General features: G+C 72.6%; 22 protein-coding genes and 1 tRNA gene. 9 read left to right on the forward strand and 14 right to left on the reverse strand.

Features of this window, described 5'->3' with window-relative positions; genetic code table 11:
• Positions 1-48 precede the first annotated feature (48 nt).
• From ACFV6X_RS06570 to ACFV6X_RS06585, 4 genes are read right to left on the reverse strand one after another with little or no spacing between them, the layout of a single operon-like run.
• On the reverse strand, positions 49-1,392 hold the full coding sequence (locus ACFV6X_RS06570; RefSeq protein WP_385378546.1) for an AAA domain-containing protein: 1,344 nt from the start codon (positions 1,390-1,392) through the stop codon (positions 49-51).
• Entirely contained in the window at positions 1,389-3,035 is a 1,647-nt protein-coding gene (locus ACFV6X_RS06575; protein ID WP_385378549.1) for a hypothetical protein, read from the reverse strand. The genes ACFV6X_RS06570 and ACFV6X_RS06575 overlap by 4 nt, the downstream gene beginning before the upstream one ends.
• Positions 3,026-4,288, reverse strand: coding sequence for a hypothetical protein (locus tag ACFV6X_RS06580; RefSeq protein WP_385378552.1), 1,263 nt, complete (start codon positions 4,286-4,288; stop codon positions 3,026-3,028). Before ACFV6X_RS06580 ends, ACFV6X_RS06575 begins: the two co-directional genes overlap by 10 nt.
• Positions 4,239-5,192 (reverse strand): phosphatase PAP2 family protein, encoded by a 954-nt coding sequence (locus ACFV6X_RS06585; RefSeq protein WP_385378555.1) that lies wholly within the window; start codon positions 5,190-5,192, stop codon positions 4,239-4,241. The genes ACFV6X_RS06580 and ACFV6X_RS06585 overlap by 50 nt, the downstream gene beginning before the upstream one ends.
• A gap of 204 nt (positions 5,193-5,396) precedes the next feature.
• Here ACFV6X_RS06585 and ACFV6X_RS06590 point away from each other — a divergent pair, with 204 nt between their 5' ends.
• A complete protein-coding gene (locus ACFV6X_RS06590) occupies positions 5,397-5,993 on the forward strand; it encodes a histidine phosphatase family protein (protein WP_385378558.1) in 597 nt (198 codons plus the stop codon).
• A 127-nt stretch (positions 5,994-6,120) separates the two neighbouring features.
• On the opposite strand, the gene ACFV6X_RS06595 is transcribed toward ACFV6X_RS06590, so the two are convergent.
• Positions 6,121-7,572, reverse strand: a complete 1,452-nt coding sequence (locus ACFV6X_RS06595; protein WP_385378561.1) for a hypothetical protein — start codon at positions 7,570-7,572, stop codon at positions 6,121-6,123.
• Positions 7,573-7,852: 280 nt separating this feature from the next.
• Here ACFV6X_RS06595 and ACFV6X_RS06600 point away from each other — a divergent pair, with 280 nt between their 5' ends.
• Positions 7,853-8,269 (forward strand): hypothetical protein, encoded by a 417-nt coding sequence (locus ACFV6X_RS06600; protein WP_385378565.1) that lies wholly within the window; start codon positions 7,853-7,855, stop codon positions 8,267-8,269.
• Positions 8,270-8,379: 110 nt separating this feature from the next.
• Positions 8,380-9,249 (forward strand): spermidine synthase, encoded by an 870-nt coding sequence (locus ACFV6X_RS06605; protein WP_385378568.1) that lies wholly within the window; start codon positions 8,380-8,382, stop codon positions 9,247-9,249.
• A 40-nt stretch (positions 9,250-9,289) separates the two neighbouring features.
• Here ACFV6X_RS06605 and ACFV6X_RS06610 read toward each other — a convergent pair whose 3' ends face one another.
• Positions 9,290-9,814, reverse strand: coding sequence for a hypothetical protein (locus tag ACFV6X_RS06610; protein WP_385378571.1), 525 nt, complete (start codon positions 9,812-9,814; stop codon positions 9,290-9,292).
• Positions 9,815-9,943: 129 nt separating this feature from the next.
• On the opposite strand from ACFV6X_RS06610, the gene ACFV6X_RS06615 reads away from it, so the two are divergent.
• From ACFV6X_RS06615 to ACFV6X_RS06625, 3 genes are all read left to right on the forward strand, one after another.
• A complete protein-coding gene (locus ACFV6X_RS06615; RefSeq protein ID WP_365449969.1) occupies positions 9,944-10,648 on the forward strand; it encodes a response regulator transcription factor in 705 nt (234 codons plus the stop codon).
• Positions 10,645-12,054, forward strand: a complete 1,410-nt coding sequence (locus ACFV6X_RS06620) for a sensor histidine kinase (RefSeq protein ID WP_385378574.1) — start codon at positions 10,645-10,647, stop codon at positions 12,052-12,054. The genes ACFV6X_RS06615 and ACFV6X_RS06620 overlap by 4 nt, the downstream gene beginning before the upstream one ends.
• Positions 12,055-12,163: 109 nt before the next feature.
• The gene (locus ACFV6X_RS06625) at positions 12,164-13,642 is read left to right on the forward strand and encodes a cellulose binding domain-containing protein (protein ID WP_385378577.1); all 1,479 of its coding nucleotides are present in this window, start codon (positions 12,164-12,166) and stop codon (positions 13,640-13,642) included.
• Between the two features lie 76 nt (positions 13,643-13,718).
• On the opposite strand, the gene ACFV6X_RS06630 is transcribed toward ACFV6X_RS06625, so the two are convergent.
• From ACFV6X_RS06630 to ACFV6X_RS06645, 4 genes are all read right to left on the reverse strand, one after another.
• Positions 13,719-15,146 carry a GH1 family beta-glucosidase gene (locus ACFV6X_RS06630; protein WP_385378580.1) on the reverse strand — a complete coding sequence of 476 codons (1,428 nt, stop codon included), beginning with the start codon at positions 15,144-15,146 and terminating at the stop codon, positions 13,719-13,721.
• An 80-nt stretch (positions 15,147-15,226) separates the two neighbouring features.
• Positions 15,227-16,123 (reverse strand): carbohydrate ABC transporter permease, encoded by an 897-nt coding sequence (locus ACFV6X_RS06635; RefSeq protein WP_385378583.1) that lies wholly within the window; start codon positions 16,121-16,123, stop codon positions 15,227-15,229.
• The gene (locus ACFV6X_RS06640) at positions 16,120-17,154 is read right to left on the reverse strand and encodes a carbohydrate ABC transporter permease (protein ID WP_385378586.1); all 1,035 of its coding nucleotides are present in this window, start codon (positions 17,152-17,154) and stop codon (positions 16,120-16,122) included. Before ACFV6X_RS06640 ends, ACFV6X_RS06635 begins: the two co-directional genes overlap by 4 nt.
• Before the next feature lie 5 nt (positions 17,155-17,159).
• Positions 17,160-18,461 carry an ABC transporter substrate-binding protein gene (locus ACFV6X_RS06645; protein WP_385378589.1) on the reverse strand — a complete coding sequence of 434 codons (1,302 nt, stop codon included), beginning with the start codon at positions 18,459-18,461 and terminating at the stop codon, positions 17,160-17,162.
• Positions 18,462-18,821: 360 nt separating this feature from the next.
• Between ACFV6X_RS06645 and ACFV6X_RS06650 the strand changes: the two genes are divergently transcribed.
• Both ACFV6X_RS06650 and ACFV6X_RS06655 read left to right on the forward strand, forming a co-directional pair.
• Positions 18,822-19,877, forward strand: a complete 1,056-nt coding sequence (locus tag ACFV6X_RS06650) for a LacI family DNA-binding transcriptional regulator (RefSeq protein ID WP_385378592.1) — start codon at positions 18,822-18,824, stop codon at positions 19,875-19,877.
• An 89-nt stretch (positions 19,878-19,966) separates the two neighbouring features.
• Entirely contained in the window at positions 19,967-20,263 is a 297-nt protein-coding gene (locus ACFV6X_RS06655) for a hypothetical protein (protein WP_385378595.1), read from the forward strand.
• Positions 20,264-20,296: 33 nt separating this feature from the next.
• On the opposite strand, the gene ACFV6X_RS06660 is transcribed toward ACFV6X_RS06655, so the two are convergent.
• The 4 genes from ACFV6X_RS06660 to ACFV6X_RS06675 form a co-directional block, all read right to left on the reverse strand.
• Positions 20,297-20,369, reverse strand: a tRNA-His gene (locus ACFV6X_RS06660).
• A 108-nt stretch (positions 20,370-20,477) separates the two neighbouring features.
• Complete coding sequence (gene orn, locus ACFV6X_RS06665; protein ID WP_385378598.1) at positions 20,478-21,086, reverse strand: oligoribonuclease; 609 nt, start codon at positions 21,084-21,086, stop codon at positions 20,478-20,480.
• Positions 21,087-21,203: 117 nt separating this feature from the next.
• Positions 21,204-22,454, reverse strand: a complete 1,251-nt coding sequence (locus ACFV6X_RS06670; protein ID WP_385378601.1) for a helix-turn-helix domain-containing protein — start codon at positions 22,452-22,454, stop codon at positions 21,204-21,206.
• A gap of 377 nt (positions 22,455-22,831) precedes the next feature.
• Positions 22,832-23,164, reverse strand: coding sequence for a hypothetical protein (locus ACFV6X_RS06675; RefSeq protein WP_385378604.1), 333 nt, complete (start codon positions 23,162-23,164; stop codon positions 22,832-22,834).
• A gap of 309 nt (positions 23,165-23,473) precedes the next feature.
• Here ACFV6X_RS06675 and ACFV6X_RS06680 point away from each other — a divergent pair, with 309 nt between their 5' ends.
• Positions 23,474-24,001: a universal stress protein gene (locus tag ACFV6X_RS06680; RefSeq protein ID WP_385378607.1), complete on the forward strand. Its 528-nt coding sequence runs from the start codon at positions 23,474-23,476 to the stop codon at positions 23,999-24,001.
• Positions 24,002-24,007: the final 6 nt, after the last annotated feature.

Here is a 24,007-nt window from a genome sequence, read left to right on the forward strand (position 1 = left end):
ACCACCCTCAATTCTCTCGCGCCCGCGCAAGGGGGCCCCTGGGCCCGTTCATGGTGTCCAGCTGACCCGGTGCTCGGCCAGATGCGCCAGCACCGCGTGGTTGGCCTCCCACCCGTCGGGAAACTTGACCACCGTTCCCAGCTGGACCGGCTCCGTCGACGGGTAGTCGTCCAGGAGGTCGCCCACTCCCGCGCGGCAGACCACGATGCACGCGTGCCGGTGGCGGGACGCCAGGACGCACAGGCGGCCCGTCTCCAGGTGGAAGGCGGTGGCGTCGGGGCGGCCGGAGAGCGGGTGCAGGACGACTGTGACGTCGTACTCCCGGCCCTGGAGCCGGTTCGCCGTGTCGACCGTGACCTCGCGCACGCCGCCCAGCTCGGCGAGGGCCGCCCGGACGGCGGCCGCCTGGTCGCGGTGGGCCGTGCCGACGGCGATCCGGTCGGCGGTCAGCGGCGTCGGCCCGGGGGAGCGCTCCGAGGTGGCGGCGCCGCCCCGGTCCAGCAGCCGCCGTACCACCGACGCCACCGCCCGCACCGCCTCCGGGTCGGTGCGCGGCGTGTGCCGGGCGGGCAGTTCCAGCAGGCCCCAGCCCGACTCCGCCGCCTCGTCGATCACCCGGTCGGGGCCGGAGCCGTCCGACGGCACACCGAAGCCGAGCCGCCGGTCGCCGTGACCGGTGCCGCTGCGGAACGGCGTGTACGGGTAGAACGCGTCCGAGACCAGCGGCGCCGCCGAGGCGGGCAGCCGCCAGGAGACCGGCAGCCGGTGCTGCGGCAGCTCGGGGTTGTGCGCGAGCAGGGTCGTCACGGCGGACGCCGAGGGGTCGTACGACAGCCCCGCCCACTGCTCGCTGCCCACGATCGCGAACGGGTCCAGCTGCCCGGGGTCCCCCACGAACAGCGCCCGCTCGAACAGCCCGGCCACGGCCAGCAGCGAGTCCGACCGCATCTGGTACGCCTCGTCGACGATCGCGTGCCGCCACGGCTCGTCGGCCTTGACATGACCCCATTTCGCGGCGGTGGAGATGACCACGGGCACCCCGGTCAGCTCCCCGGCCTTCGCCGACTTCCGTACGTTGGGCAGGTCGTCCAGGGCCTTGTCGTACGGGTCGGCGTCACTGCTGTGCAGCCGGCCCACCGGCAGCTCGGGGTTCTTCTCGGCGAGCCGCAGCACCAGGTCGTCGACCTGGGCGTTGGTCTGCGCGACGACCATCAGCGAGCGGCCCGCCTCGGCCAGTTCGAGTGCCGCGCGCACCACCAGCGTGGACTTGCCCGCGCCGGGCGGGGAGTCCACGACGACACCGCGGTGTGGGCCGTGCAGGGTGTCGCGGAGGACCTCGTCGGTCGCGCGCGCCGCCGCGGCACCGGGGTCGAAGGCGGTCTCCGTGGTCACAGGACGTCCTCCTCGGTGACGGGATCGGCGGGCTCCGGGTCGGTCCGCTCACCGGGCGGCCCGCCGTGCGTCCACGGCGTCTCCTCCGGGTCGGGCAGCTTCGCGCCGCCGCGCTGCTCGTGCTCGAACAGCGTGAAGCACAGCGTGTCGCCCTTCTCCGGCACGGACCCGGCCTCGGGCTCCTTGCCGCGGCCCATCTTGTCGAGGATCCGCAGGACCACCAGGGTGCTGCCGGTCAGGGCGCCGCCGTCCTGCGCGCTGCCGGCGCCCTGCGGCGCCCCCTCGTCCTCGTACCCGACGAACTCGGCGGCCTGCGGTTTTCCGCCCAGCGAGCGGTACACCTTCGCCCGCTCGCCCAGATGGGGCCGGTCGTCCGTGCGGACGGTGACCAGCGGGCGCGGGCTGGGGCGCCTGCCCTCGCCGTACGCCATGACCAGGTCGGTGACCTCGCCCGCGAACGCCTCCCCGGACAGCCGCCGCCCGGCCATCACCAGCGGATCGTCGAGAGCCTCCTGAGCCTCCAGACGCGCCTGTTCGCGCTCGCGCGCGGCCAGCTTGTTCGCCGCCGTCACCGCGTCGTCGCGGCGCGGCTGCGGGGGCTCGCCCGCCAGCACCCGGTCCCGATGGCCGGTGAACGACCAGCGGTCGCGCGTCCACCGCTCCTCGACCCGGGCCCCCTCGGGCAGCTCCCGCAGCAGGTCCAGGCCCTGCCAGACCGCGTCCCAGGTCGGGCGGGTGACCCGCTCGACCAGGGCCCGGATCTCCCGCTCGGCGGCGGTGGCGTCCCCGAGCCGGTCGTCCGCCTCCAGACCGTCCTCGGCGGCGGCGAGTGCCTTACGCGCGCGGTCGTAGCGCTCGATGGCCGGGGCGAGCAGCTTGTTGTCGAACGCGGGGTCGGTTGCCGGTCCCGCCGGTGGCCACAGGAGCTGGCCCTGTCCGTCCCGGTCCAGCTCGGCCCGCAGCGCGGCCTCGGCGCCGGTGGCGCCGTCCGGCGGGTCGATCCAGGCGAGCAGCGCGCCCAGGTGCTGGTCCTCCAGGCTGGACTGGCCGGTCGCCCAGTGCCGGGAGAGCACGTCCGTCAGGGCCAGCAGCAGCGAGGAGCCGGGGACCCGGGCGCGCTCCCCGTAGTGCGTCAGCCAGCGGCCGAGCAGCGGCACCCGCGGCGGCGCGGGGTGGGGGGTCTCCGGGTCCTGCTCCGCCGTACGGCGAAAGCGCATCGAGCGCCCGAGCAGCCGTACGAGGTCGACACCCGGGCGGCTCGGCACGATCAACTGCGGGGCGTCCGCGCACAGTTCGACCTCGACCTTGACCCGCTTGCCGGTCTCCGGGTCGGTGTCGGTGCGCTCGGCCGCCTCGACGGTCTCGGCGTGCGCGTCGATGTAGGGCAGGACCACCTCCGCCAGTTCGGCCAGGAAGGTGAATCTGAGGTCGCGGTCGCGCGGCTGCGGCACGGCCAGCAGGCGGGGCGCGTCCCGGTCGGTGCCGACCAGCGCGCCGAGCGGGGCGCCGACCTCACCGGCGGTGGTCAGCGGCACGAGGACGAGCGGGCGCTCGGACAGGTGCCGGTGCCGGACGGTGGCGGCTGGCTGGGCACGACCGGTGTCGACGGCTTCGAGGCGGGCGAGGGTGGAGATCAGTGACACCGCGCCGCCTCCGGGGACTCGGCGCGCTGGCGGGGTGCCTCGGGGTGCTGGGGGTCGGCTGTCCCGGGGTGCTGGGTGCTGGGTGCCCCTGGGTGCTGGGTGCCGGGTGCCCCTGGGTGCTGCCCGTCGGGTGTTCCGGGCCGCTGCCTGCCCAGTGCCTCGGCGCGCAGGTGGGCCGCCCGGCGCAGGGCCGCCACCGCCGGGTCGTCCGGGTCGCCGGTCTCGCCGCGGGACGCCGCCAGGATGTCCTCGACGGTGGTCAGGCCGCCCAGCTCGGCGCGGAGCGAGCGGCCGAGCGAGGTCACCGCGCCCCCCGCGCGGGAGCGTTCCCGGCAGTGGAAGGCCAGCTCGCACGCGGACAGGCACTCCGGCGCGTAGGTCGCCGGGACCGACTCGACGGCGGCCGTGAGCTGGTCGGGGGGCAGCTCGGGGGAGAAGCACGTGCCCTCGGGGAGCGTGTCGGCGATGTCCTCGATACGGGTCAGGCGGGTCAGCTGGCGCCGGGTGACCGCGCGCTGTTTGCGCACGTCGACGGCGGAGGCGGTGGGGAGGTTCGAGAAGTCCTTCGGGCAGACCAGCAGGACCTGGTGCCGTACCGGCGGGGCGGGGTCCAGGCGGGCGGCGACCTCCTCCAGAGCCAGCACGTACACGGCCGCCTGTCGCGCGGCCGCGCCCACCTTCGCGGGGTCGGCCGAACCGTCCACCATGGGGAACGACTTGATCTCCACGACCGTCCAGCCGCCGTCCGGGTGCACGACCACGGCGTCCGGCTCCAGGAACGCGGGGGAGCCCGCGACGTCCAGCGCGAGCATCGGATGGTCGAGCAGTGTCCATCCGCCGGCCTCGACCGCCTCGCGCAGCGCCAGCGCCGTACGCGCGGCACGGCCCTCGGGGCCGATGGCGGACAGCTCCGGCACGCGCGCCCGCGCAGGAGGCTCGGCGCCCGGGTCGAGCTTCTCGTGCGCCAGCCGCAGCAGGTCCGCGCCGCCGTCCGCCTTGACCCGCGCCTCGAACGCGTTGCCCCGCATGAAGGCGAACTGCGACTGCCCGAACCCCGAAGGTGAGCCCAGCGCACCGGCCAGCGCCGCCTTGTTCACCCCGGCGCCGTCGAGGATCGCGCGCCGTCTGCATCCCGGGTTGGCGGCGAGGGCCGCGAGGGCGCGGGCGTCCAGCGCCTTGGCCGGGACGTCGGGGCCGCGCAGCTCAGCGAGCCGCTGCCGGAGCGCCGTCCCCCGCGTCCGAGGGGGAGGCACCTGGCTCGGCTCCCGCTGCGAACCGCGACTCGCGCTGCCGTGGAATTCGTTCACCCGCCGAAGTCTGACATCCACCACTGACAATCGAGGCCCGAGCGGCAAGAGAGCCCGCTGTGGCCGGTGCGGTGCGCGCGCTCAGCGACGTCCGCACGCGGTTCGCGGCCAGCGTCACGTACGGCGCCAGCAGCAGTCCGGCGCCCATCACGGCGGCGCCCGCGGCCGCGTCGAGGAAGTAGTGGTTCGCGGTGCCCATCACCACGATCGTGGTCACCAGCGGATAGGCCACGCCGGCGGCCTTGGCGAGGCGCGTCCCGCCGTACCGCCACAGGATCACCCCGCACCACAGTGCCCAGCCGACGTGCAGGCTCGGCATCGCGGCGTACTGGTTGGTCATGCCGCCCAGTCCGCGCGGCGCGCTCGCCTCGCCGGCCCACCAGCCGTACGTGCTGTACTGCGCCATCGTGTCCACGAAGCCGTACCCGGCGGACAGCAGCCGGGGCGGGCAGGTCGGCATCAGCGTGAACCCGATGAGGCCGATGAAGGTCGAGGTCATCAGCCAGGTGCGGGCCGCGCGGTACTGCACGGCCCGGGACCGGAAGAGCCAGACGAGCAGCGCCGGTGTGACCAGGTAGTGCAGCGAGGCGTACCAGAAGTCGGCCGGTATGCCTATCCACGCCTCGCGCGTGAACAGACGGTTGAGCGGGTGCTCGGCGTTGAGGTGCAGGGCCTTCTCCATGCGCAGTATCGCCAGGCCGTGGTCGACGGCGGTGGTGACATCCCCCCGGGCGAACAGCCGGCCCGCCGAGTAGCAGGCGTACACCAGCAGGATCAGCGGCAGCTCGGACCACCAGCGCAACCGCGGGCGTGGAGCCGCCTCGATGCCCGGTGTCTCGGCGTGCGGCATCCGATCGCCCTCCCCCTTCTCCTCGCGGCGCCCCTCGGCCCGGCGGCCGGTCGAACCACTTTACGGTGTATGTGCCGTCACCCTACGGGTGCCCTTCCGGCCCTGATAGACGCCGAGATCGCCCCCCGGGTTGCCCCTGGACGGGGTGCGCGATGATGGAGAGGTTCCCGCCCCGTTCTTCTCCAGGAAAGGTCCCGTCCCCTCATGGCACCGCGCATCCTGCTCGCCCGGCACGGGCAGACGGAGTGGTCGCTGGCCGGAAAGCACACCGGCAGGACCGACATACCGCTCCTCGACGAGGGGCGGCGCGGCGCGAAACTCCTCGGTGAACGCCTGCACCAGGCGCCGTACGCCGGGCTCCGCGGCATCGAGGTCCGCACCAGCCCCCTCTCCCGCGCGCGGGAGACCTGCGAGCTGGCCGGCTTCGGCGCCCGCGCGAGCACCTGGGACGCGCTCCTGGAGTGGGACTACGGCGCATACGAGGGGCTGACCCCCGGCGAGATCCAGGCCCTGCGCCCCGGCTGGCTGATCTGGCGCGACGGTGTCCCCGAGGGCGAGAGCCTGGCCGAGGTGACCGCCCGCGCGGACGAGGTCGTCGACTGGGCCCGCGCACAGGACCGCGACGTCCTGATCTTCGCCCACGGCCACATCCTGCGTTCGATCGGCGCCCGCTGGCTGAACCTCCCCCTCGACTTCGCGGCCCGCATCCGCCTCAACCCGACGTCCCTGTCCGTCCTGGGCTGGGCCTACGGCGAGCCGGCGATCGAGAGCTGGAACGACGTGGGCCACCTGGCGGGCTAGCCGGCAGAAGGCGCCATGCCGGGCGCGGCGGCACCCCCGGTCCGCCTCGCACCAGGCGTCCGTTTCACCAGGTGTTCGCTTCACCAGGCGTCCGCCACCAGGCTCGCGCCCGACCAGGCGGTCCGCCTCACACCAGGCGCGGCGCCGAAGCATGCCGTTCCAGGAACTCCGACACCCCGGACGCCCGCCTGTGCGGCAGCAGCACCCGCGCCGTCCCCGCCACCATCGCCTGGATGCGCGACGACTGCACCTCGTCCAGCAGGTCCAGCACCCGCATCCCCGCGGCGGCGGCCTCGTCGGGCCGGCCCCCGCGCGCGAGATCGTCGGCGAGCTCCGCCGTGTACAGCGCGATGTTCCGGGTGAAGTGCGGATCCTGCAGATGCGCCGCCCGCCGCGCGTGCCGGGATGCCCGCGTCCAGTCACCCAGCGTCGACCAGCACTGCGCCTCCAGCGCCTCCAGCTCGGCCTCGCCGTAGAAGGTCATCCACTCGGGGTCGGCGTCCGAGGGACCCCGGTCGTAGAAGGCGTGCGCGCGCGTCAGCGCCTGTGCGCACCCGGTGGTGTCGGCGAGCCCCGCCCATCCCCCCGCCTCCCGCAACGCCAGCAGCGACATCAACCGGGCCGACCCCAGGGGCTGCGCGATCCGCTGCGCGGCCTGCGCCGCCCGCACGGCCTCCCGCGGCCGCCCGGCATCGCGAGCCAGGAACGCCGTGTTGCAGAAGGCGTGGGCCTCCAGCCCCGGATCGCCGGTCATCCGCGCGGTCGCCAGCGCCTCAGCGTAGTGCGAGCGCGCGTCGTCGAACCGTCCCGAGTCGTGCGCCAGCCACCCCACGGAGATGGCCAGTTCACCGGCGCCCGAGTGCAGCCGGTCGGCGGTCGCCTGCCGCGTGGCGCCGGCGTCCAGAAGCGCGTACGCGGCGCGCAGGGGAGCCGCCGCGCGCCGGTACAACCCGTCCGCGCCGTGCCGGTCGTCGAGCAACCTGATTCTGCGAACGGCCTCTTCGAGTGCGCCCGCCTCGCTCGTCCCGGCGCGCCGCACGGGGCGTTCCACCGCCGGGGCGTCGAGTGCGAGCCCGAAGGGACCCAGCGAGGCGGTGGCCACGGTGGCGCCCCCGCCGGTCATGAATGCGCGACGCAGCACGTCGCTCTCCTCGTAGTTGATGTGCGTGTCGTACGGGTTCTGCGTGGTGTCATACGGCTCGCCGGCCCCGCGTGTCTCACTCGTGATCTGCGCCGGGCTCTGGGAGTGCGCGGGGGGCGTGTCCTCGTCCGTGAGCGCCCCGCGCCCCCGTCCGCGAACGGACGAGCGGGGTGCGAACCCCAGGTCGGTGAGCGTGCGTCCGGGGAACATGTGCAGGAACACTCGCTCGTAGGCGTAGTTGGGGCAGCGGATCTCGCCCGCCTCCACCCGGCCGATGTAGCGCGCGTCACAGCTGACCCGCTCGCCGATCTCGCGGGCGGCGCGCCGCACCGCCGCGGCGAACTCGGCAGGTGAACGCCTGCCGCGCAGGCGCCTGAAGGCGAGGTTCGGCCGCGGTGGCCGGTTGGGCTGGGACGAGGTCACGCTTGACGACGTCATGGCCGGGTCCTCTCGTGCGAACCGTCGAACCATGCCGGATCGGGGTGAGTTGAACTGTCCGTCCAATGTGACGCCCTGATTCCGGCGGGCAAGAACGTACCTGCTGTGACGGGTACGGCACGCTGTGTTTGGCTACAAATCGGATATCTCATCCAGGATCTGCCATGAACTGCCATCCTTCGCGGCGCACTTCCGCCGTAGCCGTTGACGCCGTCCGGCGTTGAACTTCGTGGACCGGGAGCCGCCCGACTCCCGACCTGCTCGCTCAAGGAGGGGTTCCGTGGTGGAGGCCGGGATGGAGACCAGCCGGAGCATCGATTCGTGTACGCCGCTGCCGGCGTGCGACCTCGTGACGGTTCCCGCCCGGCAGGGGCTGGAGGCGGTGGACATCATCCGGCGCGGTGAGATCGAGGCCGTGGGCCCGGTCCTGCACGACGACGACTGCGACACCCTCTGCTTCGTGGTCCCGCCCGGTACGGCGGCGGCGTGGGACATGCCGGGCAGCACCTGCACGGAGACCGACGGACGAGGACTGCGGCTGGCCCCCGAGCCGCCGGCCGGCGGACCCGAGGCGCAGCCCGGCTCGGCCTGGCTGCTGCCGCCCGGTGAGGCAGAGCCGGCGACCGACCCGGCGGTGCTGCGCCGGGCGCTGGGCCAGGCGGCACGGACGATCGAGGCGGCGGACAACTGCCGCTGACGGCCACCGGCCGCACGGCCGACGGCGTCCTCGGGCAGCGCCGCCGTGCCCCGCTCACCCGTGCCGACGCCGACTGAGCCGACCCCGCCGTACCCGCCGATAATGGTGGAGTGGGAAAGTCCAGAAAGCCGCGGCGGGCGCAGGCCGCACTCGCAGCCGTCGAAGAGACCGTCGACGGCGGCCTCGCCCAGCTGATACCGGACCGGGACCGGGCGCGGGCCTGGACCCTGTTGATCGACGGGGCTCCGCAGTCCCACGTGGATCTGGACGACCCCGCGTATCTCTCCTTCGAATACCAGCGGCGCCTCGGCCACGTCATCGACCTCGCCGCCCTGCCCGGAAAGCCGCTCCAGGCCGTGCACCTCGGAGGCGGCGCCCTCACGCTCGCCCGTTACGTCGCCGCCACCCGCCCCCGCTCCACCCAGCAGGTCGTCGAACGCGACGCGTCCCTCGTCGAACTGGTCCGCCGCGAATTGCCGTTGGCGCCGGGCGCGCGCATCCGAGTGCGGTCGGCGGACGCCCGTGAAGGGCTCGCCAAGGTGCCGGACGGCTGGGCCGACCTGATCGTCGCCGACGTGTTCAGCGGGGCCCGCACGCCGGCCCATCTCACCTCGACCGAGTTCCTCGACGAGGCCCGCCGGGCGCTGCGGCCCGGTGGGCTGTACGCCGCCAACCTCGCCGACGGCCCGCCGCTCGCCCACCTGCGCGGCCAGATCGCCACGGCCGCCGCCCGTTTCCCCGAGCTCGCCCTGATCGCCGACCCGGCGGTGCTCCGGGGAAAGCGCTTCGGGAACGCGGTCCTCGTCGCCGGCGACCAGCCCCTCCCGATCGCCGAACTGACCCGCCGCGCCGCCTCCGACCCGCACCCCGGCCGCGTCGAACACGGCAGCAGGCTCTCCGACTTCACGGGAGGCGCCACCCCGGTGACCGACGCCGCGGCGGTCGCCTCACCGGCACCGCCACCCTCGGTCTTCCGCTGAACGCCAGGCGCGGGGCAAGGGCGTTGTACGCGGGGGCGGCCTAGTAGGTACCGATCTCCACCCGTGGCGGCCCGTCGTGCCACGTGCAGAACACCGAGACCCGCTCGGCGCCCGCGGCGAACTCCACCCGGATCCACGTCTCCGTCTTCCACACCTGCATCGACCAGCCCGCGTCCGGGGTCGCCGACACCAGCGTCGCGGAGGCCTCGCCGAGGTCGAAGACGGCCCGGCCGCCCTCGGTGGCGTAGCTCTTGACATGCCCGGACACGCGAGCGGAGGCGGGAGCGCTCGGGCTCGGGGAGGTTCTCGGAGAGGCGGAGGTGGCCGGCTTCCGCGTGGCCGGCGAGGAGCTCGGGCTCCTCGACGGTTCGGGCCGGCGCGTGCTCGCGGCGGTGGACCGCGGCTCCGGCTCACGCGTGCTCGCGTCGGCCGCGGTGACGGGCAGGGCACGCGGCGGGTCGTACACCGTGCCCGCCATGACCGAGTGGACACCCCACCACGACAAGGTGGTCGCCGCGCCCGTGGCGAGCGACCAGGCCAGTACGTGTACGACTCCTCTGAGCATCGCGGGCCATACTGCCTCACCCACGCCACCGCCGTCCCACCGGTCACGGTGGACAACGAGTTGTCCACAGGCGTCAGGTTGTCCACAGGCGCCGGACCCGGCTCTCTCGTATGGCGTACGGTGCGGCGCATGGCAAGTGTTCTCGTGGTCGAGGACGACCAGTTCGTACGCTCGGCGCTCATCCGGCATCTGACCGACGCCTCGCACACCGTGCGCAGTGTCGGTACGGCGCTGGAGGCGCTGCGCGAGGTCGCCCATTTCCGTTTCGACGTGGTCATCCTGGACCTCGGCCTGCCCGACCTCGACGGATCCGAGGCCCTGAAGATGCTGCGCGGCATCACGGACGTCCCCGTGATCATCGCCACCGCGCGGGACGACGAGACGGAGGTCGTCCGGCTGCTGAACGACGGCGCGGACGACTATCTGACCAAGCCCTTCTCCGTGGAGCACCTCTCCGCCCGGATCGCCGCCGTCCTGCGCCGCTCCCGGGCCGCCGCGGGCGACGCCCCGCCGTCCCCGGTGCTGCGGGTCGGCGGACTGACGGTGGACCCGCTGCGCCGCCAGGCCGAGCTGGACGGCGTCCGACTGGACCTCACCCGGCGCGAGTTCGACCTGCTGGCCTTCCTTGCCGGGCGGCCCGGGGTCGTCGTGTCCCGCAGGGAGCTGCTCGCCGAGGTGTGGCAGCAGTCCTATGGCGATGACCAGACCATCGACGTCCATCTGTCCTGGCTGCGCAGGAAACTGGGCGAGACGGCCGCGCGGCCGCGCTATCTGCACACCCTGCGCGGCGTCGGTGTGAAGCTGGAACCGCCGGGAGCGGAGGCGCGGCCATGAGGTGGGCACTGGTCAAGGTCTCGCTGGCGGTCACCGCCATGGTCGTGGTCGCCTTCGCGGTGCCGCTCGGGTTGGTCGTCAAGGAGATGGCCCGCGACCGCGCGTTCTCCAACGCCGAGCGCGACGCGGCGGAGATCGCGCCGGCGCTGTCCATCACCACCGACCGCGCCCAGCTCGAACGCGCGGTCGCCGCCGCGGGGTCGGGCGACATGATGGCCCTGCACATACCGGGCGGCGAGGGCGCGCAGGCCATCGGCGTCGGGCGGCAGCGGGCCGCCGACGCGGACATCGAGGCCACCCGGGAGATGGGCCGTGCCTCGACGGCCGCGGCGCCCGGCGGGTCGGCGCTGCTCCAGCCGGTCGCGTTGAGCTCGGGCAAGTTCGCCGTCGTCGAGGTGTTCATCCCCGACGCGGCCGTCACCAAGGGCGTGGGCAGGGCGTGGGCGGTACTGGCCGGGGTCGGGCTCGCGCTGATCGTCGGGTCGGTCGCGGTCGCCGACCGGCTGGGCGCGCGGATGGTGCGCCCGGCGCAGCGGCTGGTCGAAGGCGCGCGCGAGCTGGGCGACGGCCGGCTGGGCGCCCGGGTGCCCGAGAAGGGACCGCGGGAACTGCAGCTGGCGGCCGTGGCGTTCAACTCGATGGCCGACCAGGTCGTCCAGCTCCTGGCGAACGAGCGGGAGTTGGCGGCGGACCTGTCCCATCGGCTGCGGACACCGCTGACCGTGCTGCGGCTGAACGCGGCCTCGCTCGGGGACGGGCCGGCCGCCGAGCAGACCCGGGCCGCGGTGGCCCAGCTGGAGCGTGAGGTCGACACGATCATCCGGACCGCCCGGGAGGCCAAGCCGCAGACCGCCGCGGTCGGTCCCGGCGCCGGCTGTGACGCGGCGGAGGTGGTGCGGGAGCGGATGGAGTTCTGGTCGGCGCTGGCCGAGGACGAGGGCCGCAAGGTGCGGACGGCCGGCGTGGACCGGCCGGTGCGCATCCCGGTGGCCCGCGCCGACCTGGCCGCCGCCCTCGACGCCCTGCTGGGCAACGTCTTCCGGCACACCCCCGAGGGCACCGCCTTCGCGGTCGACGTGCACAACGGCGAGGACGCGGTGATCGTGCTCGTCTCCGACGCGGGCCCCGGCATAGCCGACCCCGAGGCGGCGATGGCGCGTGGCCGGGGCTCCGGCAGCGACGGGTCGACCGGCCTGGGGCTGGACATCGTGCGCCGGCTCGCGGAGGCGACGGGCGGCGACGTACGGATCGGTTCGTCGGTGCTGGGCGGCACCGAGGTGCGGATCTGGATCCAGCTGGACGCGCGCGAGCGGATGCCCGGGCGGCGCAGCCACCGCGGGTCCATGAGACGCCGCGGACCGGGCAGATCGAGCGCGACCATTAACCGCCCCGGATCCCTCTCTTAAGCGCACCATAAGTTCCCCGACGATCGTCTGGATCAGGCGCTTCGCCCGATTCCGGCTCGCTAGCGTGCTGCCGCGACACACCCCCGTGAACAGCGAAGGCAGGCACGTGATGAGCACGCACCGGCGCAGGATCAGCGGCAGGAACAAGGCGATCGGCGGTGTCGTCGCCGCGGCCGTGGCGGGCGGCGGCGCGTTCCTGTTCACCGGTACGGCGCAGGCGGCCGGGATCGGCGCGGCGTACACCAGGACCAGTGACTGGTCGACGGGGTACACCGGGCAGTACGTCGTCACGAACAACAGCGGCCGGGAGAAGACCGGCTGGACGCTGGAGTTCGACCTTCCCTCGGGTGCGAAGCTCAGCTCACTGTGGAACGGCGAGTCGAGCGTGAGCGGACAGCACGTCACCGTGCGGCCGCCGTCCTGGGACAAGGACGGCCTGGCCGCCGGCGAGTCGGTGACCGTCGGCTTGGTCGTCAACGGCTCGGCCGCCCCGACCGGTTGCGTGATCGACGGCGCGAAGTGCTCGGTAGACGACTCCGCCACCCCGGAGCCGACGGGCCGCCCGACCGAGGCCCCGTCCCCGACCGGAACCCCGGCGGGAACCCCGACCGCCTCGCCGACGCAGGAGCCCACGGCGCCGCCGGCCGGCACCCCGACCGCCGCCCCTTCCCAGAGCACCGGCACCGGCACCCCCGCGACCGCCGGCTTCGCCCCGTACGTCGACACCTCCCTCCACCCGGCGTTCGACCTGCTCGCCGCCGCCGAGGCGACCGGCGTGAAGGACTACAACCTCGCCTTCGTCACCGACGGCGGCGGCTGTACGCCGAAGTGGGGCGGGGTGACGGACCTGGCGAGCGACGCCGTGGCCCGCCAGATAGGCGCCCTGCGGGCCAAGGGCGGCGACGTCCGGGTGTCCTTCGGTGGGGCGGCCGGCAACGAGCTGGCCACGGCGTGCTCGTCGGCGGAGGCGCTGGCGGCGGCCTACGGGAAGGTCGTCGAGGCCTACGACCTCACCAAGGTCGACTTCGACGTCGAGGGCGGCGCGCTGCCCGACAAGGCCGCCAACACCCGCCGTGCCCAGGCCGTCGCCACGCTCCAGAAGGAACACCCCGGCCTGGACGTCTCCTTCACCCTCCCGGCGATGCCGGAGGGCCTCACCCAGCCGGGAGTCGACCTGCTCGCGGACGCCGAGCGGAACGGCGTGAAGATCGACGCCGTCAACATCATGGCGATGGACTACGGCCCCGCGTACAGCGGCGACATGGGCACCTACGCCGAGCAGGCGGCCACCGCCACGCAGGCCCAGATCAAGAGCGTGCTCGGCCTGTCCGACGGCGCGGCCTGGAAGACGGTCGCGGTCACGCCGATGATCGGCGTCAACGACGTCGTCACGGAGGTCTTCACGGTCGAGGACGCCACCCAGCTGGTGAACTTCGCCAAGTCGAAGGGCCTCGGCTGGCTGTCCATGTGGTCCGGCACCCGCGACAAGGCGTGCCCGGGCGGCCCGAAGCCCGCGGCCGACGCCACCTGCAGCTCGGTCGACCAGGGCGCGTTCGCCTTCTCCAAGGCGTTCGCGGCCTACGAGTAACCACCGAAGCCCGGGGCGCGGCACTCCCCCCACCGGTGCCGCGCCCCGACCTCCTCCCCCAGGTGACCCGGACCGCCTACGCGCCCTCGACCGGCGGCAGCGTCCCCGACCGCGCCGCCTCCCCGTACCACCGGGCGCTCGACTTCGGGGTCCGCTCCAGCGTCGCGTAGTCGACGTAGACCGCGCCGAACCGCTTTCCGTAGCCGTAGGCCCACTCGAAGTTGTCCATCAGCGACCACAGGTAGTAGCCCCGGACATCGGCGCCGTCCGTGAGGGCCCGGCGGACCGCCGCGAGGTGGCCGCGCAGATAGGCGATGCGCTCGGGGTCGTGGACGCGGCCGTCGGGGTCCGGCTTGTCGTCGTAGGCGGCGCCGTTCTCGGTGATGTACAGCGGCAGCCCCGGCGCCTCCCGCGTGTACCGCATGATCAGCTCGTGCAGGCCGGACGGGTCGATGGTCCAGCCCATCTCCGTGCGCTCACCAGGAGTCTGGTGGAACGCCACGTCGTCCGCGCCCGGCCAGGGGGAGTGGGCGCTGGCGCCGTGACCGTCGGGGCGCGGGCCCTTCGCCTCGGGGTCCGCCGCGGAGACCAGCGTCGGGGTGTAGTAGTTGAGGCCCAGCGCGTCCAGCGGCTGGTGGCAGGCCGCCAGGTCGCCGTCCTGGACGAACGACCAGTCCGTCACCGACGCCGTCGCGGCCGCCAGGGTCTGCGGGTAGGCGCCGTGCAGCATCGGGCCGTGGAAGATCCCGTTGGCCAGGTCGTCGATCTTCCGCGCCGCCGCCAGGTCCGCCGGGTCCTGCGAAACGGGGCGGACCACCGACGAGTTGAGGGACACCGCGATCGTGTTGCGGGCCGGCATCACGGACCGCAGCGCGGACGTGCCCAGCCCGTGCGCCAGGTTCAGGTGATGGGCCGCCCGCAGCGCGGCGGCCGGTTCCGTACGCCCCGGGGCGTGCACCCCCGAGCCGTATCCGAGGAAGGCGCTGCACCAGGGCTCGTTGAGCGTGATCCACTGCTCCACCCGGTCACCGAGCGCCTCGCCGACGATCTGCGCGTACTCCGCGAACCGGAACGCCGTGTCCCGCTCCGGCCAGCCGCCCGCGTCCTCCAGCTCCTGCGGCAGGTCCCAGTGGTAGAGGGTGACCGCCGGCCTGATCCCGGCCGCCAGCAGCTCGTCGACCAGCCGCCGGTAGAAGTCGATCCCGACCTGGACGGCGGGGCCGCGGCCCGTGGGCTGCACCCGCGACCAGGAGACGGAGAAGCGGTACGCGGTCAGGCCCAGCTCGGCCATGAGCGCGACGTCCTCGCGGAAGCGGTGGTAGTGGTCTACAGCGATGTCACCGGTCTCGCCGTCGGCCGTCCTGCCCGGCGTATGACTGAAGGTGTCCCAGATGGACGGGGTGCGGCCGCCCTCCCGCACGGCGCCCTCGATCTGGTAGGCGGAGGTGGCCGCGCCCCAGAGGAAGGCGGGCGGGAAGGACACCGGCGATTCGGGTTCAGGCATGGAAGCGCTCCCAAGGAAGGTCGTGAGAAAGAGGGGCCGAGGCGGCGGTGACCCGGCCCCTTGCGCGAGAAGGCAGGGCGTCAGCCCTTGACCGCGCCCTGCATGATGCCGCCCACGATCTGCTTGCCGAAGATCGCGAAGACCAGCAGCAAGGGCACCGTGCCGAGCAGTGCACCGGCCATGATCAGGGACTGGTCCGGGGTGTAGCCGCGGCCCAGGCCCGCGACCGCCACCTGCACGGTCGGGTTGCCCGTCTGGGTCAGCACCAGGAACGGCCACAGGAAGTCGTTCCACGTCTGGACGAACATCAGCATGCCCAGCACCGCCATCGCCGGCCGCGCCGCCGGGAACACGATGTGCCAGATCACGCGCCAGCTGCTCGCCCCGTCCACCCGGGCGGCCTCGATCAGCTCGTCCGGCAGCGCCTGCAACAGGTACTGGCGCATGAAGAAGACACCGAAGGCACTCACGATCGACGGCAGGATCACCGCCTGGAGCTGGTCGGTCCAGTCCAGCTCGGCGACCATCATGTACAGCGGGATCACGCTGAGCTGCGGCGGCACCATCATCGTGCCGATGACGACGAGCATCAGCGCGTTACGGCCCCGGAAGCGCAGCTTGGCGAAGGCGAACCCGGCGATCGTCGACAGCACGACGATGGTGAGCGCCGAGATCCCGGCCACGATGGTGGTGTTGAGGAAGGCCTCGCCGAGGTTGGCGTCCTTCCAGGCGATCTCCAGGTTGTTCATCAGGTTCGAGCCGAACCAGAACGGCGGTGGCGTCTCGGCCAGCCGCTGGTTGTCGCGGGACGCGGCGATCGCCGTCCACACCAGCGGGAACAGCGACCCGATGGTGAACAGGGCGAGGATCACGTAGGCGACGGGCCCGGCGTGCAGGGTCCCGCCGGCGCGGGCGGCCTTGGGCCGCCGGGGGCGCTTGACCTCCCCGGCCGGGGGCTTGGTCAGTGTCGTCGTCACGGCCGGTCTCCTTGACTACTGGCGCGCAGCCGGCGCGAGATGACGTAGTTGACGATCCCGATCACGATGAGGATCAGGAACATCGTCCAGGCGATGGCGGAGGCGCGGCCCAGGTGCTGGTTGACCCAGCCCTGCTCGTACAGGTACAGGCCGAGCGTCTGGAACTGGTGCTGGGATCCGCCCGAGGCGCCCTTGTTCGCGTCGAACAGCAGCGGCTCACCGAACACCTGCGAGGCGCCGATGGTCGACACGACGACGGTGAACAGGATCGTCGGCCGCAGCGACGGCAGCGTCACATGGATGAACTGCTGCCAGCGGTTGGCCCCGTCCAGCGCCGCCGACTCGTAGAGGTCCTGCGGTATCGCCTGCATCGCGGCCAGGTAGATCAGCGCGTTGTAGCCGGTCCAGCGCCAGATGACGATCGTCGAGACGGCGATCTGGGAGGGCCACCTCTCGTTCTGCCAGTCGACGTGGTCGATGCCGACGGCCCCGAGCGCCCAGTTGATCATGCCGTAGTCGCGGCCGAAGAGCAGCACGAAGACCAGCGACGCGGCGGCGATCGAGGTGGCGTACGGAGCGAGCATCACGACCCGGTAGAAGGTCGAGGCGCGCAGCTTGTAGTTGAGGATGTGGGCCAGGCCCATCGCCATCAGCAGCTGCGGAACGGTGGAGATGATGCCGATGGTCAGGGTGTTGCGGGCCGCGTTCCAGAAGAAGTCGTCGTCGAAGATCCGGGTGTAGTTGCGCAGGCCCACCCAGTTCATGTCGGTGGGCGCGGTCAGCTCCACCTGGTGCAGCGAGGCCCACCCCGTGTAGACCAGCGGAAACAGGCCGAAGGCGAGGAACAACAGGAAGAACGGCGAGACGAAGGCGTACGGGCTCCAGCGCATGTCCCGCTGCCAGCGGCGGGACAGCCGGGCCCGGCGCCGCCGCTCCTGCTCGGAGACCGACGCGCCGGCCGACGGGCGGGCCGGGGCCGCGCCCCCCTCCTTCGAGGGGGACGCGGCGGCGGTGTCGTGCCCAGTGGTCATACGGGTCACTGGTCCAGGTTGTTGTCGATGGTCTTCACGGCCGTCTCCCAGGCCTCCTTGGCCGACTTGCCCTGGGCGACCAGGATCACGCCGTTGTCGGTCAGACCCTGCTGGATGATCTGGTCCTTCGGACCGATCACCTGGACCGGGGCGCTCTTGGCGGCCTCGGCGAAGATCTCGCCGATCGGGGCGTCACCGGTCATCTCGTTCTTGGCGCTCTTGACCTCGTCCATGTCGTACGCGGCCGGCGTGCTCGGGAAGTTGCCCTGCACCTTGAACAGCTTGGCCTGCTGCTCGGGCGCGGTCAGCCAGGCGGCGAGCTTCGCCGCCGCCTCCGCGTTCTTGCCGGACTTGGGCACGGACAGGAAGGAGCCGCCCCAGTTGCCGGACTTGGGCGCCGCGGCCACGTCCCACTTGCCCGCCGCGTCCGGCTTCGACTTGCCCTTGATGTAGCCGAGCATCCACGGCGGGCAGGACATCGCGGCGAACTTGCTGTTGGCGATGGTCGTGTCCCACGCCGGCTGGAACTGCGTCTGGTTGCCGACCAGTCCGTCCTCCGCGGCGGCCGCGGTCAGGTCGAACGCGGACTTTACGGCCGGGTTGGTCTTGTAGATGACCTCGCCGGAGGAGTCGTAGAAGCGCTCGGTCTCACTGCTGAGGATCGCCTGGATCAGACCGCCGGGGGAGTCCATGAAGGTGGTGCCGGAGGGCGCCTTCTTCTGGTAGTCGCGGCCGGCGTCGACGAACTTCGCCCAGTCGCCCGCCCACAGCTTGCCCACTTCCTCACGGTCGGTGGGCAGTCCGGCCTTCTCGAACAGGTCCTTGCGGTAGCAGATGGCCATCGGGCCGACGTCGGTGCCGAGACCGATCGTCTGGCCGTCGGCGGTGGCCGCCTGCTTCCACTTCCACTCCAGGTAGTCGCTCTCCTTGCCGTACTTCGACAGGTCGAGCAGCTTGGTGCCCTGGGTCTTGGCCACCTCGGCGATGTTGCCGACCTCGACGGCCTGAATGTCCATCAGGCCACTGTTGGTGGTGAGGTGGTTGACGAGCGCGGGGTAGTAGTTCTCGTTGCGCTCGGTGACGTTCTCCTTGATGGTGATGTCCGGGTTGAGCTTCATGTACTCGTCGTAGAGACCGGCTTCCTTGAAGCCCATCGTCCCGAACAGGCCGAGGGTGATCGTGGTCTTGCCCTCGCCGCCCGACGAGCCGGAGCCGCCCTCGTCGCCGCCGTCGTCGGCACAGCCGGCCAGCAGCCCGGCGCCCAGCGTCGCGATGGCCGCGAGGACCACCGACTTACGTGCTCGCATTGCGTCCTCCTGTTGCCCTGACGTGCCGACCCCCCGGCCAACTGCATGGTTGGTCCCGTAAGTTGTACTCGCTGCGGCTCGGGCGGGGAACGTGCGGGTTGTGTAGGTGTCAGGTACCGTGGGAGCGCTCCCACCAGTGATGAGTTGAAGAGTCGTCGCTTCCCGCGGGGGTGTCAAGGGAGCGGACAGCGCAAGATGCGTTCAGTTATCGGGCTGTTAACTGGAACCTGAGGGTCCGGTCCGGCGGGCGCGGGCGACGGGTTCTGGCCCGTCCGGGGCGCCCGCGGTGCAGGTCACCCCAGCACGCGGGGCTGTTAGATTCCAGGCCAGCGTGATGAACGGCGGCGGAAGGCGGAGCCCATGGCAGGCCACGGAGCGCGGGGCCGGAGCGGTGGCCGGCCCACCCTGGAGGAGGTCGCCGCGCGCGCCGGAGTGGGCCGGGGCACGGTCTCCCGGGTGATCAACGGCTCGCCCCGGGTCAGCGACGCGACCCGCGCGGCGGTCCAGGCGGCGGTCGCCGAACTCGGCTACGTCCCGAACACCGCGGCCCGCGCCCTGGCCGCGAACCGCACCGACGCGATCGCCCTCGTCGTCCCCGAGCCGGAGACCCGGTTCTTCGCCGAACCGTACTTCTCCGACATGCTGCGCGGTGTCGGCGCCGAGCTGTCCGACACCGAGATGCAGCTGCTGCTGATCTTCGCGGGCAGCGACCGGGAACGCCGGCGCCTGGCCCAGTACCTCGCGGCGCACCGGGTGGACGGCGTCCTGCTGGTCTCGGTGCACGCGGACGACCCGCTGCCGGACCTGCTGTCCCAGCTGGAGATCCCGGCGGTGATCAGCGGTCCGCGGTCCGCCGAGGAGACCCTCACGTCGGTGGACTCGGACAACTACGGCGGCGCCCGGTCCGCCGTGGAGCACCTGGTCGCCCGGGGCCGCCGGCGGATAGCGCACATCACCGGCCGCCTCGACGTCTACGGCGCCCAGCGGCGCATCGACGGCTACCGCGACGCGCTGCGCGACGCCGGGCACCCGGCCGACGAACGGTTGATCGAGGCGGGTGACTTCACCGAGGAGGGCGGCCGGCGCGCCATGACCGAGCTGCTCGGCCGCGCCCCCGGCCTCGACGCGGTCTTCGCGGCCTCCGACGTGACCGCGGCCGGCGCCCGCCATGCCCTGCGCCAGGCCGGCCGCCGTATCCCCGAGGACGTGGCCCTGGTCGGCTACGACGACTCGGCGATCGCCCGCCACATGGACCCGCCGCTCACCAGCGTCCGCCAGCCCATAGAGGAGATGGGCCGCCGGATGATCGACCTGCTGCTCACCGAGATCGCCGACCGGCGCCCCGTGGTGTCCCGGGGGCCGCAGCGGCGCCAGATGGTGCTCGCGACCGAGCTGGTGGAGCGCGCCTCGTCGTAGCGGCCGGCTTGCGCCGGGTGAGTCAGGGGGCGCCGCGCGGACGGCCCGGTCGGGACGCGTGCCGCCGGGGCCGCGCATAGGATCCGCGCGTGGCACATACCTTCGAGGAACTTCTGGCGAAACAGCGGGCCGCGGACGAGGCGCACACGAGGGTCCTGGAGCTTCGGGACTCCTACGGTGCGCCGACCCGGGAGGGCGGCTGGAACGCGCCTCAGCGCGAGACGTACGAGACGGCGTGGCGGGCCTGGCGCGACCTCGACCGCGATCTGGGTCAGACGGTGACCGAGTACGCGAAGGAGAAGGGGACGACGCGCGCGGAGGTCGAGGCCGAGCTGCGGAAGGTCCTGCCGGACCCGGAGGCGCATCGGGACACGACGGAGGGCTGATCCCTCATCAGGGATCAGCCCTCCGTCGGAAAGGGTGAGTGACGGGACTCGAACCCGCGGCATCCTGGACCACAACCAGGTGCTCTACCAGCTGAGCTACACCCACCATGACCGGCGGTTCTACTGTCGTTTCCCCGACCGGCCGAGAAAAAGTGTACAGGGTCCGAAGGGGTGCTCGCGCACGGCTTTCGCGGCGCCCCTCACGCGGGCTTCGTCAGGCGGGCTGAGCAGGCAGGACGTGCTTGGCGGCGATCGTCCTCGCGGTGTCCGAGTCGGGGCCCGGCTGCGGTACGAAGACGGCCTCGCGGTAGTAGCGCAGTTCCGCGATGGACTCGCGGATGTCGGCCAGGGCGCGGTGGTTGCCGTTCTTCTCGGGGCTGTTGAAGTACGCCCGCGGGTACCACCGGCGGGCCAGCTCCTTGATGCTGGAGACGTCGACGATGCGGTAGTGGAGGTAGTCCTCCAGCGTGGGCATGTCGCGCACCAGGAAGCCGCGGTCGGTGCCGACCGAGTTGCCGCACAGCGGGGCCTTGCCGGGCTCCTTGACGTGCTCACGTACGTAGGTGAGGACCTGGTCCTCGGCGTCCGCGAGGGTCGTGCCGCCCGGGAGCTCCGTGAGCAGGCCGGACGCGGTGTGCATCTGACGGACCACCTCCGGCATCGTCTCCAGCGCCCGGTCCGGCGGGCGGATGACGATGTCCACCCCCTCGCCGAGTACGTTCAGCTCGGAGTCGGTGACGAGGGCGGCCACCTCGATGAGAGCGTCGTCGGACAGCGAGAGACCGGTCATCTCGCAGTCGATCCACACCATGCGATCGTTCATGCGTCCACCCTACGGCCGAGACGCGCGTGTGAGGTCTGCCGTGCAGGCGCCGGGACCGTACCGGGGGCCCACAGGGGCGGTTTGCACCCTGTGGACCCCGTCACACCGTTGCCGCCGTCACGACCCGCTTCGCTGCCCCGGCAGACTGGCCCGGGCGTACGTCTCCCGGGCGTGGTCCCCCGGCAGGGACGCGGAGCCGACCGCGCCGGCCGCCGCCGTGCGGCGGGCCTGGATCGGCACCGGGCCCTCCGGGTGCAGCGGGGTGGACGGCGGGCCTGCCTGCTGCGGCGGGCCGGTCATCGGCGCGGACGTGCTCGACGGACCGTCGCTGTCCGAGGGGCGCTCGGACTGCGGGCGGCGTGCTCGGTACGCCGCCCGGTACGCGGCCGGGGACGAGCCCAGCTGGCGGCGGAAGTGGCCGCGCAGCGCGACCGGCGAGCGGAAGCCGCAGCGGCCCGCCACCTCGTCCACCGAGTAGTCCGACGTCTCCAGCAGGCGCTGCGCCTGGAGCACCCGCTGGGTGATCAGCCACTGCAGGGGCGCGCTGCCCGTCAGCGAGCGGAAGCGGCGGTCGAACGTACGACGGCTCATGTACGCGCGTGCCGCGAGCGTCTCCACGTCGAACTGCTCGTGGAGGTGCTCCAGCGCCCAGGCGACGACCTCGGCGAGCGGGTCGGCGCCGATCTCCTCGGGTAAAGACCGATCGAGGTAGCGCTCCTGCCCGCCGGCCCGGCGCGGCGGGACCACCAGCCGGCGGGCCAGCGCACCGGCCGCCTCGTTGCCGTGGTCCGTCCGCACGATGTGCAGACAGAGATCGATTCCGGCCGCCGTGCCCGCCGACGTCAGCACGTCGCCGTCGTCGACGAACAGCTCCCGTGGGTCCACGTGGACCGACGGGTAGCGCTTCGCCAGTGTCGGCGCGTACATCCAGTGCGTGGTGGCCGGGCGGCCGTCCAGCAGGCCCGCCGCCGCGAGGACGAACGCCCCCGTGCACAGGCCCACGATCCGGGCGCCCTCTTCGTGCGCCCGCCGCAGGGCGTCGAGCGCCTCCTCCGGCGGTGGCGAGGTGATCGATCGCCAGGCGGGCACGACCACCGTGCCCGCGCGGGAGATCGCTTCCAGGCCATGCGGCGCGGTGAGTTCAAGGCCCCCTGTGGTCCGCAGAGGGCCTTCCTCTCCCGCGCACACCAGTAGTCGGTAACGCGGGACGCCGGCGTCCTGGCGGTCGATCCCGAACACCGACAGCGGTATGGAACTCTCGAAGATGGGGCCGCCGCTGAACAGCAGCACCGCGACGATCTCCTTGCGGCGGCGCCCGGACAGTTTCCGGGCCGCGGTATCCGGCGCGGCAGTGGAGTCGTGGCTCATACTGCTAAGCCCCCCTCGGTGGTCGCGGCTCCTCGGTTGTGTCGCTCCTGCACGTTTCCCCTCGGTCCTGCACGAGTCCCCCGCCGTAGACAGTCAAGATCGAATCTACTGTGTCGCGTTGTGCCGGTGTGGCCAGTTCATCACCCGGCGCATTGTCGACTTGGCAACTTGGCGTGAAGCATTCGATCACGAAGCGTTGCACTAGCGGGCCGCGCAGGGAAGTGCGCCTTGTCGCAGTGGCCAATCCACATAGGGTGCGTGCGCCCCCTGGGGTCCTATCCGTGCAGGTCGAACGGGGGTTGGGGGGTGCCGAGGGGTGCTGATGCACACTCCCCAGAAGTTGGCTGAAAAGATACGGGCGCGTGCGCGGAAACCGGTCAGGCGACCGGTGTATGCCCGCCAGGGCGTCGCCCACCCCTGTGTGCCCCCGAACCGCTGCGCTGATGCCGGCCCCGGTGCGGCGCCCCCTCCGCCGCCCGCAGCCGGGCGGCGCCTCGCTCGGATCCGCGCAGCAGGGCCCGGCAGGCCGCCGTGACGGCGGCGAGGCCGACGGCGGTGCCGGTGGCGCCCGCGAGGGAGCTGCCGCACCACAGGAGGACCACCGGTACGAGCAGGCAGCTGAAGACGGCCCACCGCACCAGGTCGGTCACCGCGTCCGGTCCGGACGCGGTCCCGGGGCGCGTCTCGGGGGTCGGGCGGGGTGCGGACATCACTACTCCCTGTCGTGGCGGGCTCACGTGGATCAACGCCCGGCGCACCGGTCGGTCACTGCTATACAGGGTCGGGTCGGCGGCGTAGGTGAATCCTGAGCGAACCGCCTGTACGGGGCAGCAACCATTGCGTTACGGGCGCCCCCTCGTGCATGCTCCCTGGAACCCGCCGCGGACGTGAGCGGGATCTGGGCGAAGGAGGCGTGCCGCCGTACCCTTGGGGGTATGGGGTTGGGAAGATTATTCCCGGACACAGCTCCGCCGCACAGTGTCGTCCCACCCATAAAGGATCACAACGCCGAGACAGCCATGGCCGGTCACGAATTCTTCGAACCCGCGGACCGCAAGCGGCCGGTCGTCGACCCGACGGCGGCCGATCCCCTGGCGGCGGAAGAGTCACGCCACGCGTGCGATCCCGCCTTCAAGCACGGCGTAGTCGTCGGCTTCGACGGCTCCACCTCCTCCGAGCGTGCCCTCGCGTACGCGATCGGGATGGCGCTCCGCTCCCGCTCAGGACTGATCATCGTCCATGTGGCCAACCGGCTGCCCACCACGGTGTGGGCCGGCTGCGAGCCACCCGTCTTCGTCGACGTGCCGGACCACCGCACCGAGGTGCTCGGCCTGGAGCTGGCCTGCGCCGACTATCTCGCAGAGGTGCCCTGGATCCTCGTCGAGCGTGGCGGGGACATCTGCCACGAACTCGAGGAGGTCGGGCGGGAGTACGAGGCGGACGCCATCGTCGTCGGCTCCACGCACGGCATCGTCGGGCGCATCTTCGGCTCCGTCGCGGGGCGGTTGGCCAAGCGTGCCAAGCGTCCTGTCGTTGTCATTCCGTAACTCCCC

This window comes from Streptomyces sp. NPDC059861, assembly GCF_042731435.1.
In the GTDB taxonomy this organism is placed as follows: domain Bacteria; phylum Actinomycetota; class Actinomycetes; order Streptomycetales; family Streptomycetaceae; genus Streptomyces.

Excerpts from the sequence above, each read along its gene's own strand:
- ACFV6X_RS06585 (WP_385378555.1), bottom strand. The coding sequence starts at position 5,192 with ATGCCGCACGCCGAGACACCGGGCATCGAGGCGGCTCCACGCCCGCGG.
- ACFV6X_RS06590 (WP_385378558.1), top strand. The coding sequence starts at position 5,397 with ATGGCACCGCGCATCCTGCTCGCCCGGCACGGGCAGACGGAGTGGTCG.
- ACFV6X_RS06595 (WP_385378561.1), bottom strand. The coding sequence starts at position 7,572 with ATGACGTCGTCAAGCGTGACCTCGTCCCAGCCCAACCGGCCACCGCGG.
- ACFV6X_RS06610 (WP_385378571.1), bottom strand. The coding sequence starts at position 9,814 with ATGCTCAGAGGAGTCGTACACGTACTGGCCTGGTCGCTCGCCACGGGC.
- ACFV6X_RS06615 (WP_365449969.1), top strand. The coding sequence starts at position 9,944 with ATGGCAAGTGTTCTCGTGGTCGAGGACGACCAGTTCGTACGCTCGGCG.
- ACFV6X_RS06620 (WP_385378574.1), top strand. The coding sequence starts at position 10,645 with ATGAGGTGGGCACTGGTCAAGGTCTCGCTGGCGGTCACCGCCATGGTC.
- ACFV6X_RS06625 (WP_385378577.1), top strand. The coding sequence starts at position 12,164 with ATGAGCACGCACCGGCGCAGGATCAGCGGCAGGAACAAGGCGATCGGC.
- ACFV6X_RS06630 (WP_385378580.1), bottom strand. The coding sequence starts at position 15,146 with ATGCCTGAACCCGAATCGCCGGTGTCCTTCCCGCCCGCCTTCCTCTGG.
- ACFV6X_RS06640 (WP_385378586.1), bottom strand. The coding sequence starts at position 17,154 with ATGACCACTGGGCACGACACCGCCGCCGCGTCCCCCTCGAAGGAGGGG.
- ACFV6X_RS06645 (WP_385378589.1), bottom strand. The coding sequence starts at position 18,461 with ATGCGAGCACGTAAGTCGGTGGTCCTCGCGGCCATCGCGACGCTGGGC.
- ACFV6X_RS06650 (WP_385378592.1), top strand. The coding sequence starts at position 18,822 with ATGGCAGGCCACGGAGCGCGGGGCCGGAGCGGTGGCCGGCCCACCCTG.
- orn (WP_385378598.1), bottom strand. The coding sequence starts at position 21,086 with ATGAACGATCGCATGGTGTGGATCGACTGCGAGATGACCGGTCTCTCG.
- ACFV6X_RS06670 (WP_385378601.1), bottom strand. The coding sequence starts at position 22,454 with ATGAGCCACGACTCCACTGCCGCGCCGGATACCGCGGCCCGGAAACTG.
- ACFV6X_RS06675 (WP_385378604.1), bottom strand. The coding sequence starts at position 23,164 with ATGTCCGCACCCCGCCCGACCCCCGAGACGCGCCCCGGGACCGCGTCC.
- ACFV6X_RS06680 (WP_385378607.1), top strand. The coding sequence starts at position 23,474 with ATGGCCGGTCACGAATTCTTCGAACCCGCGGACCGCAAGCGGCCGGTC.